Annotated in this window: 12 protein-coding genes; 6 read left to right on the top strand and 6 right to left on the bottom strand. The window is 71.9% G+C overall.

What is annotated here, in order from left to right; translation table 11 throughout:
• Positions 1–46: 46 nt before the first annotated feature.
• Together AB2U05_RS14800 and AB2U05_RS14795 are read right to left on the bottom strand one after the other, a co-directional pair.
• The gene (locus AB2U05_RS14800; RefSeq protein ID WP_045692277.1) at positions 47–775 is read right to left on the bottom strand and encodes a phosphatase PAP2 family protein; all 729 of its coding nucleotides are present in this window, start codon (positions 773–775) and stop codon (positions 47–49) included.
• Between the two features lie 182 nt (positions 776–957).
• Positions 958–2,169, bottom strand: a complete 1,212-nt coding sequence (locus tag AB2U05_RS14795; protein WP_369183434.1) for an NlpC/P60 family protein — start codon at positions 2,167–2,169, stop codon at positions 958–960.
• A 248-nt stretch (positions 2,170–2,417) separates the two neighbouring features.
• Between AB2U05_RS14795 and AB2U05_RS14790 the strand changes: the two genes are divergently transcribed.
• The 6 genes from AB2U05_RS14790 (at position 2,418) to AB2U05_RS14765 (ending at position 10,056) form a co-directional block, all read left to right on the top strand.
• Positions 2,418–2,768 (top strand): hypothetical protein, encoded by a 351-nt coding sequence (locus AB2U05_RS14790; RefSeq protein WP_369183433.1) that lies wholly within the window; start codon positions 2,418–2,420, stop codon positions 2,766–2,768.
• Positions 2,769–2,931: 163 nt separating this feature from the next.
• Positions 2,932–3,747 carry a hypothetical protein gene (locus AB2U05_RS14785; RefSeq protein ID WP_369183432.1) on the top strand — a complete coding sequence of 272 codons (816 nt, stop codon included), beginning with the start codon at positions 2,932–2,934 and terminating at the stop codon, positions 3,745–3,747.
• 28 nt (positions 3,748–3,775) lie between these two features.
• A complete protein-coding gene (locus AB2U05_RS14780; RefSeq protein ID WP_369185955.1) occupies positions 3,776–5,023 on the top strand; it encodes a hypothetical protein in 1,248 nt (415 codons plus the stop codon).
• 7 nt (positions 5,024–5,030) lie between these two features.
• On the top strand, positions 5,031–6,620 hold the full coding sequence (locus AB2U05_RS14775) for an SCO6880 family protein (protein ID WP_369183431.1): 1,590 nt from the start codon (positions 5,031–5,033) through the stop codon (positions 6,618–6,620).
• 59 nt (positions 6,621–6,679) lie between these two features.
• Positions 6,680–8,029 (top strand): ATP-binding protein, encoded by a 1,350-nt coding sequence (locus tag AB2U05_RS14770; RefSeq protein ID WP_045692282.1) that lies wholly within the window; start codon positions 6,680–6,682, stop codon positions 8,027–8,029.
• 227 nt (positions 8,030–8,256) lie between these two features.
• A complete protein-coding gene (locus tag AB2U05_RS14765) occupies positions 8,257–10,056 on the top strand; it encodes a bifunctional UDP-sugar hydrolase/5'-nucleotidase (RefSeq protein WP_045692283.1) in 1,800 nt (599 codons plus the stop codon).
• Between the two features lie 66 nt (positions 10,057–10,122).
• On the opposite strand, the gene AB2U05_RS14760 is transcribed toward AB2U05_RS14765, so the two are convergent.
• From AB2U05_RS14760 to AB2U05_RS14745, 4 genes are all read right to left on the bottom strand, one after another.
• Positions 10,123–11,598 carry a sensor histidine kinase gene (locus tag AB2U05_RS14760; RefSeq protein ID WP_369183430.1) on the bottom strand — a complete coding sequence of 492 codons (1,476 nt, stop codon included), beginning with the start codon at positions 11,596–11,598 and terminating at the stop codon, positions 10,123–10,125.
• Positions 11,595–12,368 carry a response regulator transcription factor gene (locus AB2U05_RS14755; protein WP_045692284.1) on the bottom strand — a complete coding sequence of 258 codons (774 nt, stop codon included), beginning with the start codon at positions 12,366–12,368 and terminating at the stop codon, positions 11,595–11,597. Before AB2U05_RS14755 ends, AB2U05_RS14760 begins: the two co-directional genes overlap by 4 nt.
• Before the next feature lie 78 nt (positions 12,369–12,446).
• Positions 12,447–13,619 carry a S1C family serine protease gene (locus AB2U05_RS14750; protein ID WP_369183429.1) on the bottom strand — a complete coding sequence of 391 codons (1,173 nt, stop codon included), beginning with the start codon at positions 13,617–13,619 and terminating at the stop codon, positions 12,447–12,449.
• A gap of 115 nt (positions 13,620–13,734) precedes the next feature.
• Positions 13,735–14,793: a LacI family DNA-binding transcriptional regulator gene (locus AB2U05_RS14745; RefSeq protein ID WP_369183428.1), complete on the bottom strand. Its 1,059-nt coding sequence runs from the start codon at positions 14,791–14,793 to the stop codon at positions 13,735–13,737.
• Positions 14,794–14,879 lie beyond the last annotated feature (86 nt).

Here is a 14,879-nt window from a genome sequence, read left to right as displayed (position 1 = left end):
AATTATGAGACACGGCCTAGGCCCTCTCCTGCGGACCCTGGCCGGCTCAGGCCGCGAGGTCGGACTCCGGCGGCTGCTCCTCGGCCCGCACCGGCCCCCGACCGCGCCGGCGTCCGCGCCCGCGCGGCCCGGCCTCGCCGCGGGCGGCCCCGCCGCGCTCCGGCGCCCGGATCAGCGGGGCGACGGCGGTGCGGGTCAGCGCGTGGCAGAACGGCACCAGCACCGCCATCGCGATCGGCGCCAGCAGCAGCACCACGGCGACGGCCAGCGCGAAGCCGCCGATCACGTCGGTCGGGTAGTGCACGCCCATGAACATCCGGCAGAAGCCCTGCAGCAGGGCCAGCCCGCCGGCGATCCAGCCGAGCCGTCGGTTCACCAGGAACAGCGCCACCGCGACGCCCATGGTCATCGTCGAGTGGTCGCTGACGAAGGAGTGGGTGCCGGCCTTGCCGTCCACCAGCACCAGCAGCCCGGAGTGGTCCACGAAGGGGCGGGGCCGGTCCACGATCGCGGCGATCGGCAGGTTGGCCAGCTCGGCGATCGCCACCGACAGCGGCACCCAGAGCAGCCCGGCCACCGCCACCGGCGCGTCCGGGCGGCGTCTGGCCTGCAGCCAGGCGACCAGGCCGAGCATGGCGAGGCCGATCAGGATGCCGTACTCGCCGATCCACGAGACCAGGTGGTCCAGCCATTGCGGGGAGCGTTTGGCCAGGCCGTTGACGGCGTAGAGCAGGCCGAGGTCGGGGTTGGTCGTGTCGGCAAGCGGCGTCGACACGCCGCACCTCCTTCTGGTCCGCTACACCTGGTCGTTACCGCCGGGGCCCGCCCGGCACGCGGAAAGCTGACGGGGGGCCACCAGACCAAACGTCATCGTCGGGACGGGCCGTTCCACTCGAAACGCGCGGTTATCGAAACTTGACTCAGCGTCCACACCGCGCACACAGATCACGCTCCGCCTCAGCCGTTCCGGCTCGCTCGGCCGGGGGCGGCGGCGGGAGTGGTGGGGACGGCGGGGGCGGCGGGGGCGGACCGGGCCGGTGCGGCGAGCGGTGAGGTCTGGGCCGCCGCGGTCGGTGCGGGCGGGGCCGCCACGGCCGGCCTGGCGGCCGTCGTGGGCGCCGTCGTGGTGCCGGGGCGGCTGGGGGCGTTGACCGTGCCGTTGCCGTTGTTGTCGCGAGTCGGCAGGGCCTGGGCGCCGTCCGAGGTGACCCGGGTCGCGCCGATGTACTCCCGGGTGTCGATCTTGTCGTAGCGGATCACCGCGTTGGTGTGCGGCGCGTTGATCATGTAGCCGCCGCCGACGTAGATCCCGACGTGGTGGATGCTGCGCGGGTCGCTCAGGTCGGTCGCGAAGAACACCAGGTCCCCCGGCCGCAACTGATCCCGCGACGGATGCGGCCCGGCGTACCACTGGTCGTTCGCCACCCGGGGCAGCTCGATGCCCACGCTCTCGTACGCGGCCCTCGTCAGTCCGGAGCAGTCGAACCGGCCGCCCTGCGAGGCCAGGCCCTCCCCGCCCCACAGGTACAGCGTGCCGAGCTTGGTCTGCGCGAAGTAGATCGCCGCGGCCGACTGCGCGGACACCTCCACCGGCGCGGTCGGCGCGGTGAAACTGCGGGCCATCGCCTGGATGTTCCGCACGTAGCCCTGGGTCTCCTTGTACGGCGGGATCCCCTTGTTGCTCGTCACCGCGTACGGGCCGGCGTTGTACGCGGCCAGCATGTTGGCCTGCCGGTCGCCCGGAACGTTGGCGACGTCCTTGGCGAGCGCGCAGTCGAAGACCGCCGCCGAGGCGATCGCGTCGAAGGGGTTCCAGACGTCCTTCTTGCCGTCCCCGTCACCGTCCGTGGCGTACGACGCCCAGGTGCCCGGCATGAACTGCGCCATTCCCTCGGCGCCGACACCGGAGCGGGCCTTCGGGTCGAAACCGCTTTCCTGGTACAGCTGCGCCGCGAGCATCGGCGGGGAGATCTCGGGGCAGAGCGATCCCCACTTCTGGATGGTGTCCTGGTAGACCGCCGGGACCGTTCCGGGGGCGAGGGCGGAGCGATTCGCCGACTGCTGCGGCGTCCCACTCGCCGCATACGTCCCGATCGTCACCAGGCCGATGAAGCCGAACGCGACAACTCCCGCTGCAGCGGCGGCTGTACCGCCCTTCCGGAGTACCATCAGCACCATCCCGACGAATCGTCAGTCGAAGTGTCCCGGAAGGCGTTGCTCACCGCAATCATCAGAGATACAAAGAGTGAGCGCTATCCTTCGTACGGTGGACATCCTCGCGTACGTGTCCGATGCCTCACGACCAATCCGCGAGAAGTAGCCAAGTCGACATCAGATCTGGCCAAGAATAGGCACCGACCCTTCGCGCGGGCGGGGTCAGGGCCCTTGAATTTGCCTGATCGGGCGGTGAGATGGAAATGAACCTGAGCAGCGTGCACACCTACGCGGTCGGCCACCTGGCCGAGGACCCTCCAAAGAAGGCGAATATCGACACCATCATCGGGGGCATCGCCCCCGACTGGGGGCCGTTCGCCAGCCTCGGGTCGGAGGCGCGGGTGATGGTCGAGGTAGTCATGGCCGTGGCCATCCTCATCTGCCTCGGCCTCGCCGTCTGGGGTGCGGCCAAGCAGCGGATCGGTGCGACCGCGCTGCGGGACAGCTTCGGCGCCGAACAGGGCAAGGGGCTGATCGTCGCCGGCCTGACCGGCGTGTTCATCATCGGATCGCTCGGCACTCTGTTCACCATTGTCTACGGTATGGCGATCTGACGATCGGGCAGTCTTAGTCCGGAACGTCCGAGGCCAGGTCCCCCGACCGGACCGCCCCGGCCGGCCCCGCCAGGAACCCACCCCGTACCCACCCTCCGTCCGCGCCCGCCCCCGGGCGGAGGGCCCCCGGAGCCGCCCGGCTCCCCGCACCAGGAGGGCCGCCGTGCCGTTGTCCGACGACCAGCCGCACACCCGTACGCGGCTGCCGGTCGGCGAACAGCCCTCCTCCCAGTCGAACCAGCGTCAGTCCAGGCCGCTACGCACCCTGCTGACCATCCTCGTGGTCGTCACCCTGCTCGTGATCGCCATCTCCATCGCCAACCGCGGCAAGCCCGACCCGGGCGACTCCGGCCACTCCGCCGACCGCGCCGCCCCCAGCGCCGCCTCCGGCGCCGGCCCCGCACCCAGCGGCGACCAGCCCGTCACCACCACCGCCAACGGCATCGCCTCCGGCTTCCCGCACAGCGACCAGGGCGCCCAGTCGGCCGCCGCCAACTACGCGGTGGCGATCGGCTCCGCGGACATGTTCCGCACCGACAGCCGCCACACCATCGTCGCCACCATCGCCGACCCGGGCGCGGCGGCGACGCTGCAGAGCCGCCTGGACCAGGGCTTCTCTCCGGAGACGGCCGCCAAGTTCGGGGTCGACTCTCAGGGGCGGCCGCCCGCCGGCATGACCTTCGTCAGTCGGACGATCCCGGTCGGGACCAAGAGCAGTGGCTACAGCGCGGAGAGCGTCAAGGTCGACGTGTGGTGCACGGGTCTGTACGGATTGGCCGGTGAGCGTTCGGTTCGGCCGGTCTCCGAGGAGTGGTTCACGCTCGGTCTCAGCCTGAGGTGGACCGGAACGGACTGGAAGCTCACCGACTTCAGCCGGGCGTCGGGCCCGGCGCCCGTCCCGCCGGACCAGCAGGCCGCGACCGCCGAGGAGATCACTGGTGCCGTCGAGCAGTTCGGAGGCTTCCGCTATGCCCGTTGACGATAATCCGGGCGTCGTTCGACGGACTATGGGCCGAGTGGCAGGAACGGCTCTGTTCGGCGCCCTCGCGGTCGCGCTGTCGGCCAACCGCGCACTGGCCGCGCCCTCGCCCACTCCCAGCCCTGCGGCAACCAACACGAGTTGTCCCGGCATCCCCCTGCCCGGGAACGACGTCTACTGTGCTCCGCCGGGTAGCGGAGGCGGCTCGATCCCCGGTGGCGGTGCTGTCGGCAGTGTGACCGATCCGCTCGGGTCGTTGGCCAAGGGGTGTGCGCAGGCGGCGGCTTGGGTGGTGCGGAACCTGTCGGGGGCGATCGACGGGACGACGAAGGTGGACTTCACCAATGCGTCGTTCCTGCAGCAGTACGCGGTGGTGTTCGCCGTGTCGACGGTGATCACGCTGGTGCTGTGGCTGCTGGCGGTGACGAAGCGGGCGGTGCGCGGGGCGCCGTTGACGACGGCGTTCACGGAGGCGATCGGCTTCCTGTGGCTGACGGTGGTGGCCTCGGCGTTCACGCCGTTGATCCTGTACACCGTGGTGAGCGTGACGGACGGGCTGACCAAGGCGATCGCGGTGGGGACGAAGTCGGACACCGGGACGTACCTGGGCGGGTTCGCCGACACGTTGGAGAAGGGGGACGTCGGCGGTGGGCCGCTGATCCTGGTGATGGTGTCGCTGGTGGCGGTGCTGGCCGCGGCGGTGCTGTGGATCGAGCTGCTGATCCGCGCGGCGATGCTGTACGTGGGCGCGCTGCTGGGGACGGCGGTGTACGCGGGGCTGGTGGACAAGCAGCTGTGGAAGCACGTGCGCCGGTGGGCGGGGATGATGGTGGCGGTCGATCTGGCGAAGCCGATCATCGTGATCATCCTGGGCCTGGCGGGTGCCGTGGCCGGCGGGAGCGGGGCGGACGACACGTTCTCGCGGGTGCTGTCGGGGCTGGCGATCCTGTTCCTGTCGATCTTCGCGAGTGCCGCGGTGTACCGCTTCGTGCCGGGCTTCGGCGACGAGATGCTGAACATGCGCCGGGCCCGGGCGAGCGCGGTGCAGGCCGGTTCGGCGATGATCAACGGCACCGCGAACCTGATGAAGCAGGGCATCACCACCCACGGCGACCGCGGTCCGGTCGGCGGGGGTGGCGGCGGGGGCGCCGGCGGCGGGTCGGTCGCGCCGGGCATCGCCGCGCACGCCGGCCGGACGCCGGCCCCGCCGCAGCAGGCCGGGCCGCCGCAGACGCCGGTTCCGATCCGTGACAGCAATCCAGCGAAGGGAGGGTGACGGGTAAGTGAGCAGCGAACCGCTCGGCCAGTACGGCGCCCAGTACGCCCAGCCGTACGTGCACCAGCGCCGCACCTACCTGATCGGCAAGGCCCGCCCGAACGCGCCGATCGGCCGGAACCGGGAGTCCGGCGAGATCGTGCTGATCATCTTCGGGGCGTTCCTCGGCATGCTCTGGGGTCTGCTGATGCCGGTCCTGCCGCTGCGGATCGCCGGTCTGGTCGGCCTTCCGCTGCTGGCGATCGCGGCGGTGTACGTGCCGTACCGCAAGCGGACGTTCTACAAGTGGGTGGAGATCAACCGGACGTACCGGCGGACGGTCCGCAGCGGGCGGGCGGTGTGGCGGTCCGACGCGATGGACGCCGGCACCCGGCTGGACGGCCGGGAGGTGGAGGTCGGCCCGCCGCCGGGGGTGGGGCGGCTGCGCTGGCTGACCGCGCCGTTCGGGCCGGACGAGGTCGGGGTGCTGATGCACCTGGAGCGGCGGACGGTGACGGCGGCGATCGAGATCGAGGGCCCGGGCGTCGGGCTGCGCGACTCGGAGGACCAGGAGGCACTGGTCGACCGGTTCGGCACGCTGCTGAAGCACGTGGCCAACGGGGACGGCTTCGTGACCCGGCTGCAGATCCTGGCCCGGACGCTGCCGGCCGACCCGGACGCGCACGCCAAGGACGTCGAGCGGCGGGGCGATCCGGACGCGCCGCGCTGGTTGCAGGACTCGTACGACCAGCTGCAGTCGATGGTGTCGACATCCTCGGAGCAGCACCGGGCGTACCTGGTGGCCTGCATGCACTACACCCGTGACCTGGCGGCGGAGGCGCACGCGATGGGCCGCAGCGCCTACGACCAGCCCTCGGCCGGCCGGCGGGCCCGGGACGACGACGGGCTGGCGGCCGTGATGGCGCGCGAGCTGACCGACATCTGCGCCCGGCTGGCGGAGGCGGACATCCGGGTGCGCCAGCCGCTGGGCCAGGCCCGGCTGTCCTCGCTGCTGCACTCGATGTACGACCCGGACCACCCGATCGACCACATCCAGGCGATGTCCCGGCGCAACGCCTGGCCGGCCGAACTGGACGCGACGCACGCGCAGTTCCTGCGGGCGAAGACCCGGGAGTCGGCGACCCGGGAGCCGTGGTGCCACGCCACCGCGTGGATCAAGGAGTGGCCGCTGACCCCGGTGGGCGTCAACTTCCTGGCGCCGCTGCTGGTGCACACCCCGGACGTGATCCGGACGGTCGCGGTGACGATGGACCTGGAGCCCACCGACGTCGCGATCGAGCGGATGCTGACCGAGAAGACCAACGACGAGGCCGAGGCGAGCCGCGCGGCCAAGATGAACCGGACGGTCGACCCGCGCGACCTGGCCCACACCGGCCGGGTGGACCAGCGCGGTGACGACCTGGCCTCCGGCGCGGCCGGGGTGAACCTGGTCGGCTACATCACGGTCTCCGCGCGCAATCCGGACGCGCTGGCCCGCGACAAGCGGACCATCCGTGCCTCGGCCGGCAAGAGCTACCTCAAGCTGGAGTGGTGCGACCGCGAGCACCACCGGGCGTTCGTCAACACCCTGCCGTTCGCCACCGGCATCCGCCGCTGAGCACGCGCGCACCCGTCCCACCGCCGTCCGTCCACCGCTGACACCCCAGGAGGCCGCCCATGGCACTCGGCAACCTCACCGAGGCGTTCACCAGCCTGATGTTCGGCAAGGTGGAGACCACCCGGCTGCCGGTGCGCACCTCCACGGGGCAGGCGCAGGCGGTCTACCTGCCCACCGCCGCACCGGGGTTGGGCGACTCCGGAGTGATCATCGGGCGCGAGGTGTACAGCGGCAAGGGCTACGTCTACGACCCGTTCCAGCTGTACGGGCAGCAGCTGCCGGCCCCGCACTGGCTGGTGCTCGGCGAGTCCGGCAACGGCAAGTCGGCGCTGGAGAAGACGTACGTGCTGCGGCAGTTGAGGTTCCGCGACCGGCAGGTCGTGGTGCTGGACGCGCAGGGCGAGGACGGCGTCGGCGAGTGGAACCTGATCGCGAACGCGCTGGGCATAAAGTCGATCCGGCTGGACCCGATGGCGGCCCGGGACGGCGGGGTGAAGCTCAACCCGCTGGACCCGGCGATCACCCAGACCGGGCAGCTGTCGCTGCTGCGCACCATCGTCGAGGTGGCGATGGGGCGCGGGCTGGAGGAGCGGGCCGGGTTCGCGCTGAAGGCCGCGCACGCGCACGTCGCGGCGTCGGTGAAGGGCCGCCAGCCGGTGCTGGACGACATCATCGACACCCTGCGCAATCCCGACCTGTCGTCGGTGGAGTCGCTGGGCGTGGCGGTGGAGGAGGTGCAGTCCTGGGGCCTGGACGTGGCGCTGGTGCTGGACCGGCTGGTCGACGGTGACCTGCGCGGCATGTTCGACGGGTCGACCACCGAGGGCATCGACCTGGACGCGCCGCTGATCGTCTTCGACCTCTCGCACATCGACCGCAACTCGATCGCGATGCCGATCCTGATGGCGATCGTCGGGGTGTGGCTGGAGCACACCTGGATCCGGCCGGACCGGAAGAAGCGCATCTTCCTGGTCGAGGAGGCCTGGCACATCATCAACAGCCCGTTCGTGGCCCAGCTGTTCCAGCGGCTGCTGAAGTTCGGCCGGCGGCTGGGGCTCTCGTTCGTGGCGGTGGTGCACCACCTGTCGGACGTGGTGGACGGCGCGGCGGCCAAGGAGGCGTCGGCGATCCTGAAGATGGCCTCCACCCGGACGATCTACATGCAGAAGGCCGAGGAGGCGCGGGCCACCGGCCGGGTGCTGGGTCTGCCGCGCTGGGCGGTGGAGATCATCCCGACGCTGTCGCCGGGCATCGCGGTGTGGGACGTCAACGGCAACGTGCAGGTGGTGAAGCACATCATCACCGAGGCGGAGCGACCGCTGGTGTACACCGACCGCGCGATGACCGAGGACGCGGTGGCCGAACGGGTGCGTGCGGAGCGGCAGTTGGCCGCCGAGCCGGGGGTCTGAGGCCGGCCCGCAGACGGCGTGCGGGCGGCTCGCACACGGCTCTCGCACCGGCCGGACGGCGATGGTTCGTCAGTAGGTAATCCTCTTGTTACGTCCGACCCCCTGACAGCTACGCGCGTTGACCCTAGGCTGCACGGGCGGAACACCTGCTTTTCCCGTGTTCCGCTCCGCCCGAACGTCCGGTCCTGGTCCACAGCCGGCGCTCCCCCAAGGTGCAGAGGACCCTCATGCTCACCGTCAGATCCCGACGTGCGGCGCTCGCCGTCGTCGCCGCCGCAGGTCTGTTCGGCACGGTGGCCGTGCCGACGGCCGCGCAGGCCGCCGACGCCAACGCGAAGCGTCACAAGACCGTCAACCTCCAGCTGCTGGCGATCAACGACTTCCACGGGAACCTGGAGCCCCCGGCCGGCTCGTCCGGCACGGTCAAGGAGATCGACCCGGCCACCGGCCAGGTCGTCTCGACGCCGGCCGGCGGCATCGAGTACCTGGCCACCGAACTGCGCCAGGCCCGGATCCCGGCCGACGACTCGATCACCGTCGCGGCCGGTGACATCGTCGGTGCCAGCCCGCTGACCTCGGCGCTGTTCCACGACGAACCGACCATCGAGGCGATGGACAAGCTCGGCCTGGACGTCACCTCGGTGGGCAACCACGAGTTCGACGAGGGCGCGGCGGAGCTGCTGCGGATGCAGGAGGGCGGCTGCCACCCGACCGACGGCTGTTACGAGCCCGGCCGTACGTTCAAGGGCGCCAACTTCAACTACCTGTCGGCGAACGTCACCGACGAGAAAACCGGCAAGACGCTGCTGCCCCCGTACTGGGTGACCAAGTCGCAGGGCGTGAAGATCGGCTTCATCGGCGTCACCCTGGAGGGCACGCCGAACATCGTGACCGCCGAGGGCGTCAAGGGCCTGAAGTTCGCCAACGAGGTCACCACGATCAACAAGTACGCCGCGGAGCTGAAGTCCAAGGGCGTCAACTCGATCGTCGCGCTGATCCACGAGGGCGGCTACCCGGCCAGCAACGTCTACAACTACGACTGCGGCGCGGCCGGCCAGGGCATCTCCGGCCCGATCGTCGACATCGCGAAGAAGATCGACCCGGCGGTCGGCGCCATCGTCACCGGCCACACCCACAACGCGTACGCGTGCAGCATCCCGGACCCGAACGGCGTGCCGCGCTCGGTGACCAGCGCCGCGTCCTTCGGCCGGCTGTTCACCGAGATCGACATGAAGCTGGACAAGACCACCGGCGAGATCGTGCGTCCCTCGGTCAAGGCCGAGAACCACGTGGTGCGCCGTACGGTCGAGAAGGCGCCGGACATGACCGAGCTGGTCCAGCACTACCAGAAGCTGGCCGCTCCGATCGCCAACCGCCCGGTGGGCTACATCGGCTCGGACATCAACGGCCGTGGCAGCAGCGACCTGGAGAAGCCGCTCGGTGACGTGATCGCCGACGCGCAGCTGGAAGGGCTCTCCCCGGCCGGCAAGGGCGGGGCGCAGGTCGCCTTCATGAACCCGGGCGGGATCCGCTCCGACCTGGTCTACAAGGCGTCGGGCAGCGAGGGCGACGGCGTGGTGACCTACGGCGAGGCGTTCACCGTCCAGCCGTTCACCAACATGATGCAGGTCAAGACGCTCACCGGCGCCCAGCTGGTCCAGCTGCTCCAGCAGCAGGTGAGCGGCCCCAACGACGCGGCGCCGAAGATCCTCCAGAACTCCGCGAACCTGCACTACACCCTGGACATGCGCAAGACCGGCGCGGACCGGGTGGTCGCCGATTCGATCCGGCTGAACGGCGCGCCGATCGACCCGGCCGGCAAGTACCGCGTCGCGGCCAACGAGTTCCTGGCCGGCGGCGGCGACGGCTTCCCGGCCTTCGCTGCCGGCACCGACAAGCTCGTCGGCGCCTCCGACCTGGACGTCTTCACGGCCTACCTGAGCGCCCACAGCTCGGCGGCCGCGCCGCTGAAGGCTCCGGCGCAGGACCGGATCAAGGTCCTCGGCCCGGGCAGCGACATCGACTGACCGTGAGCCGGACATGAGGACGGGCGGGGCGCTGTCGGGGCGCCCCGCCCGTCCTGCTTTCCCGGGCTATTCGGGGGCCGGCCCGCCGGGCAGCCGGAGGGTGGCCAGCGCGCCCGGGCCGCCGTCCTCGGCCGGGCCCAGGGTGACCTCGCCGCCCGCCTCCCGGACGCTCTGCGCCACGATCGACAACCCGAGGCCGGAGCCCGGCAGTTGGCGCGAGGAGGGGGAGCGCCAGAACCGGTCGAAGACGTACTGGAGCTCGTCCGGCGGGATGCCGGGGCCGTGGTCCCGGACGGTCAGCACGCCCTGCTGGAGCCGGACGTCGATGGTGCCGCCGGGCGGGCTGTACTTGACCGCGTTGTCGAGCAGGTTGATGACGGCCCGCTCCAGCGACGCGGCGTCGCCGTGCACGTACCAGGGCTCGGCGACGGTGTCGAAGGTCAGCCCGGGCCCGCGCAGCTTGGCCCGTTCGACGGCCCGGCCGGCGATCTCGTGCAGGGCGACGACGGCGAGGTTGCGCACCGGCTTGGGGGAGTCGGGGCGGGAGAGCTGGAGCAGGTCGCCGATCAGGACGGTGAGTTCCTGCATCTGGGCCTTCATGTTGCCGAGCAGCTTGGTCTTGGTGGCGGCCGGCAGCGGGCGGCCGGTGTCGTTGCTGCGGATCAGCAGGTCGACGTTGGTGCGCAGCGAGGTGAGCGGGGTGCGCAGCTCGTGCCCGGCGTCGGCGATCAGCCGGGTCTGCCGGTCGCGGGAGTTGGCGAGGGCGGTGCTCATGGAGTTGAAGGAGGTGGAGAGCCGGGCGATCTCGTCGTCCCCGTGGACGGGGATGGTGGTGCCGACCTCCTCGGTGCGGGCGATGTGCTCGACGGCGTCGGTGAGTCGGTCGACCGGCTTGAGGGCCGAGTGGGCCACCAGGCGCCCGGCGACGGCGGCGAGCAGGATGCCGCCGAGGGAGACGGCGCCGAGCAGGATGGCGAGGCCCTGGAGGGACTCCTCGACGGGCTGGGTGGGGGTGGCGACCATGACGACGGTGGGCACCGAGAACTTGTGGCTGGAGGTCAACCGGACGATCGCGGGGGAGCCGTTGGTGTACTTCCCCTCCCGGATGACCGACTGTCCGGGCGGGAGCCGGAGGGCGGCGGTGTCCTCGGGCTTGGTCACGATCGCCTTGGTCGCTCCCGGGGGCAGGCAGACTCCCGCCTGCGAGAGGAACTGGGTGTCGCGGGGCACGGCACCGCTGATCTCCGGCATGGCGCCGCCGCGCTGGTGTTCCAGCGCGTCCTCCGGAGTGGGGTAGCAGATCAGCTTGCCGGGCAGGGCCGGAGGCGCGCCCGCCAGATCCGACTTCACCTGGTCGTACAGCTGCTTGTGCACGATGAACCAGCACGCGAGCGCCGACATCGCGATGGCGACCGCCACCGCGGCCGCGCTCAGGAAGGTGAGGCGGCTGCGCAGCGATTGGGACCGGAACCAGCGGGCGAGCCGCCGACTGCGCTTGGCGGTGCGCGGCGGGGCCAGCGGCGGGGGCGGAACCGTACTCACGCGTTCGCGCCGGCCGCCGGGCGCAGGGCGTAGCCGACGCCACGGACGGTCTGGATGAGGCGGGGCAGGCCGCCCTGCTCGGTCTTGCGGCGCAGGTACATCACGTACACGTCCAGGGAGTTGGAGGACGGCTCGAAGTCGAAGCCCCAGACCGCCTTGAGGATCTGCTCGCGGGTGAGGACCTGGCGCGGGTGGGAGAGGAACATCTCGAGCAGCATGAACTCGGTGCGGGTGAGTTCGACCGGCTTGCCGGCCCGCTCGACCTCGCGGGTGGCGGTGTTCATCCGCAGGTCGGCGAAGGAGAGCACCTCGCTGTCGTCCGCGGCGGCGGCGCGGGCGGCGGCGGCCTCGACGGCGAGGGCGTTGCGGCGCAGCAGGGCGCGGACGCGGGCGAGCAGCTCGTCGAGTTCGAAGGGCTTGGCGAGGTAGTCGTCGGCGCCGACGTCGAGGCCGGTGACGCGGTCGCCGACGGCGTCGCGGGCGGTGAGCATCAGGACGGGGACGGTGTCGCCGCGCGAGCGCATCCGGCGGACGGCGGTGAGGCCGTCCATCCGGGGCATCATGATGTCCAGCAGAACGAGGTCGGGCTTGTCGCGTTCGACGGACTCCAGGGCCTCGTAGCCGTCGGTGGCGGTGGCGACCTCGTAGCCCTCGAAGGCGAGGCTGCTCTCCAGGGCGTCCCGGAGGGCGGGTTCGTCGTCGACCACGAGGAGCCGGGCGGCGGGCTGGCCGGGCTCGGCGGGGGTGCGGTCGTCGGCGGACGCGGTCATGGGCGGCTGCCCTTTCTGCTGGGGTGGAGGGCCTGCTGGGAGCCATTGTCCGTCGTGCGGACGGGTGGCGGTGGTGGGCTACAGGGTCTGGCCCGCTTCGAGTTTCGGCAGGACCTGCTTGATGTCGTTGATCGGGATGGCGAAGCCGAGGCCGACGCTGCCGGCCGAGCTGTTTCCGGACGAGCCGGAGCCGTTCGGCGCGTACATCGCCGAGTTGACGGCGATGACCTGGCCGCTCGCGTTGATCAGCGGGCCGCCGGAGTTGCCGGGGTTGAGGGCGGCGTCGGTCTGGAAGGCCTTGTAGGTGGTGGTGTTGCCGCCGCCGGACTGCCGGCCGTTCTGGCCGGGCAGGTGGGGGAGGCCGAAGCCGCCGTTGGCGCTGGTGCTGCCCTCGTCGAGCTGGACGGTGACGGTGCGGTTCTCGGCGCTGATGATGCCGGAGGTGACGGTGCCGGTCAGGCCGTCCGGGTTGCCGATGGCGACGACCGGGTCGCCGACCGCGACGGCGGAGGAGTCGCCGAGGACGGCGGGGGTGAGGTCGCGGGCGCCGTTCGCGGTGATGACGGCGGCGTCCAGGGCCTTGTCGGTGCCGGTGACGGTGGCCTGGGCGGTGGAGCCGTCGTGGAAGGTGACCGTGATCCGGCCGCCGCCGGCCGCGGTGTCGATCACGTGGTAGTTGGTCAGGATCCGGCCGTCCTTGTCGAGCACGACGCCGGTGCCGGTGGCGGTGCCGCCCGCGCTCTTCACGGTGATCTCGACGACGCTGGGCGAGACGGCGGCGGCGATGGCCGGCACGTCGGCGCCGCCGTCCGAGCGGGCGGAGACCGGGCTGGCGATGGTGCCGGTGCGGGTGTCGGCGCCCTGCCGGTCGGCGGTGACCAGCCCGCCGGCGACCCCGCCGAGGGCGGCGGCGACGGCGGCGACGGCGGTCACCAGGGCCAGCCGGCCGCGCAGCAGGCCGCGCCGGGCCCGGCCGCCGCGGCCGCCCTCGCCCTCGGGCCCGCCGCCGGGGCCGAGGATGGTGGGCGGCTCGGGCGGTACGGGCGGCGGCGGGGGCGGTCCGTCGAAGCCGCCGGCGGAGTGGTCCTCGCGGTGGGCGTGGGGGGCGTGGCCGCCGGTGACGACGGTGCCTTCGAGCACGCGGGGCTGCCGGTACGGGCCGTACGGGCCGTTCTGCTGCTCGCCGTGGGGGCCGTAGGCGTCCTGCGGGGGGCCGTACGGGTCGCTGGGGTGCCGGTGCTGTTCGCTCATGCCGACCAAGCTCCGCCCGGTGGATGAGGAGCGGATGAGAAGCGGCTCAGAACGGTCCGAGAAGCCCGTCGGCTTCTCATAAAGCCTGGTCAGGCCGCCCGTGGAGCGGAACCGGCTATTCCGCCGCGGCCCGGCCGGGGGCGGTCCCGTCGCAGCCGCAGGAGCGGCGGATGACCAGGCGGGCCGGGAACTTGCGGACCCGTTCGGTGTCCGAGCCGGGGACCATCAGCGAGTCGTCCAGCACCAGCTCGACGGCGGCGCGGGCCATCGCGTCGCGGTCGGAGGCGACGGTGGTCAGCGGCGGGTCGGCGAGGGCGGCCTCCGGCACGTCGTCGAAGCCGGCCACGGCGAGGTCCTCGGGGACCCGCAGGCCGACCTCGCGGGCGGCCCTCAGCACGCCGATGGCCTGGTCGTCGGTGGAGCAGAAGATCGCCCGCGGCCGGTCCGGGGAGCGCAGCACGCCGAGCGCGACCTCGTACGCGCCGTAGCGGTGGAACGGCGCGTCGATCAGGTGCGGTTCGGTGGGGACGCCGTGCGCGTCCATGGCCCGCTGCCAGCCCTCGACGTGGTCGATGACCGGGTCGCCGGGGGCGGGGGAGTCGACCGGGCCGCCGAAGCAGGCCACGTACGGGTGTCCGTGCTCCTCCAGCAGGTGGCGGACGACGGCCTCGGCGCCGCCCACGTCGTCGGTGACCACCGCGACGTCGTCGATCGCCTCGGGGCGGCGGTGCAGCAGCACGACCTTGGCGCCCTCCATCGCGGCGAACTCCTCGGCGGCGCGCTGCGAGGGGCCCTGGCTGACCAGGATCAGGCCGGAGACGCGCATGCCGAGGAAGGCGCGGACGTAGTGGACCTCGCGGTCGTCGACGTAGTCGGAGTTGCCGATCAGCACGAGCTTGCCGCGCTCGGAGGCGGCGCGTTCCACGGCGTGCGCCATCTCGGCGAAGAAGGGCTGGCGGGCGTCCGGGACGACCATGCCGATCAGGTTGGTGCGGCGGGAGGCCATCGCCTGGGCGACGCTGTTCGGCCGGTAGCCGAGCTGCTCGATCGCCGCGAGGACCTTCTCCCGGGTCGCGGGCGCGACCGGGCGCGGCCCGTTGTTGATCACGTAGCTGACGACCGCGGTCGAGGTCCCAGCCAGTCGGGCTACATCGTCGCGCGTCACCTTGGCCACGGAGGGAGTCTACGCGTGTGGCCTCCGGGGCGGCAGTGTGATCTGGGACCGCCGCAGGGCGCACCGGGAGCAATGCGGACGAGTCG

The sequence above is a fragment of the Streptomyces sp. Y1 genome, from assembly GCF_041053115.1.
In the GTDB taxonomy this organism is placed as follows: Bacteria; Actinomycetota; Actinomycetes; order Streptomycetales; family Streptomycetaceae; genus Kitasatospora; species Kitasatospora rubellomurina.
Note: the sequence above shows the minus strand (reverse complement) of the source record. Positions and strands in the feature narration are given on the sequence as shown.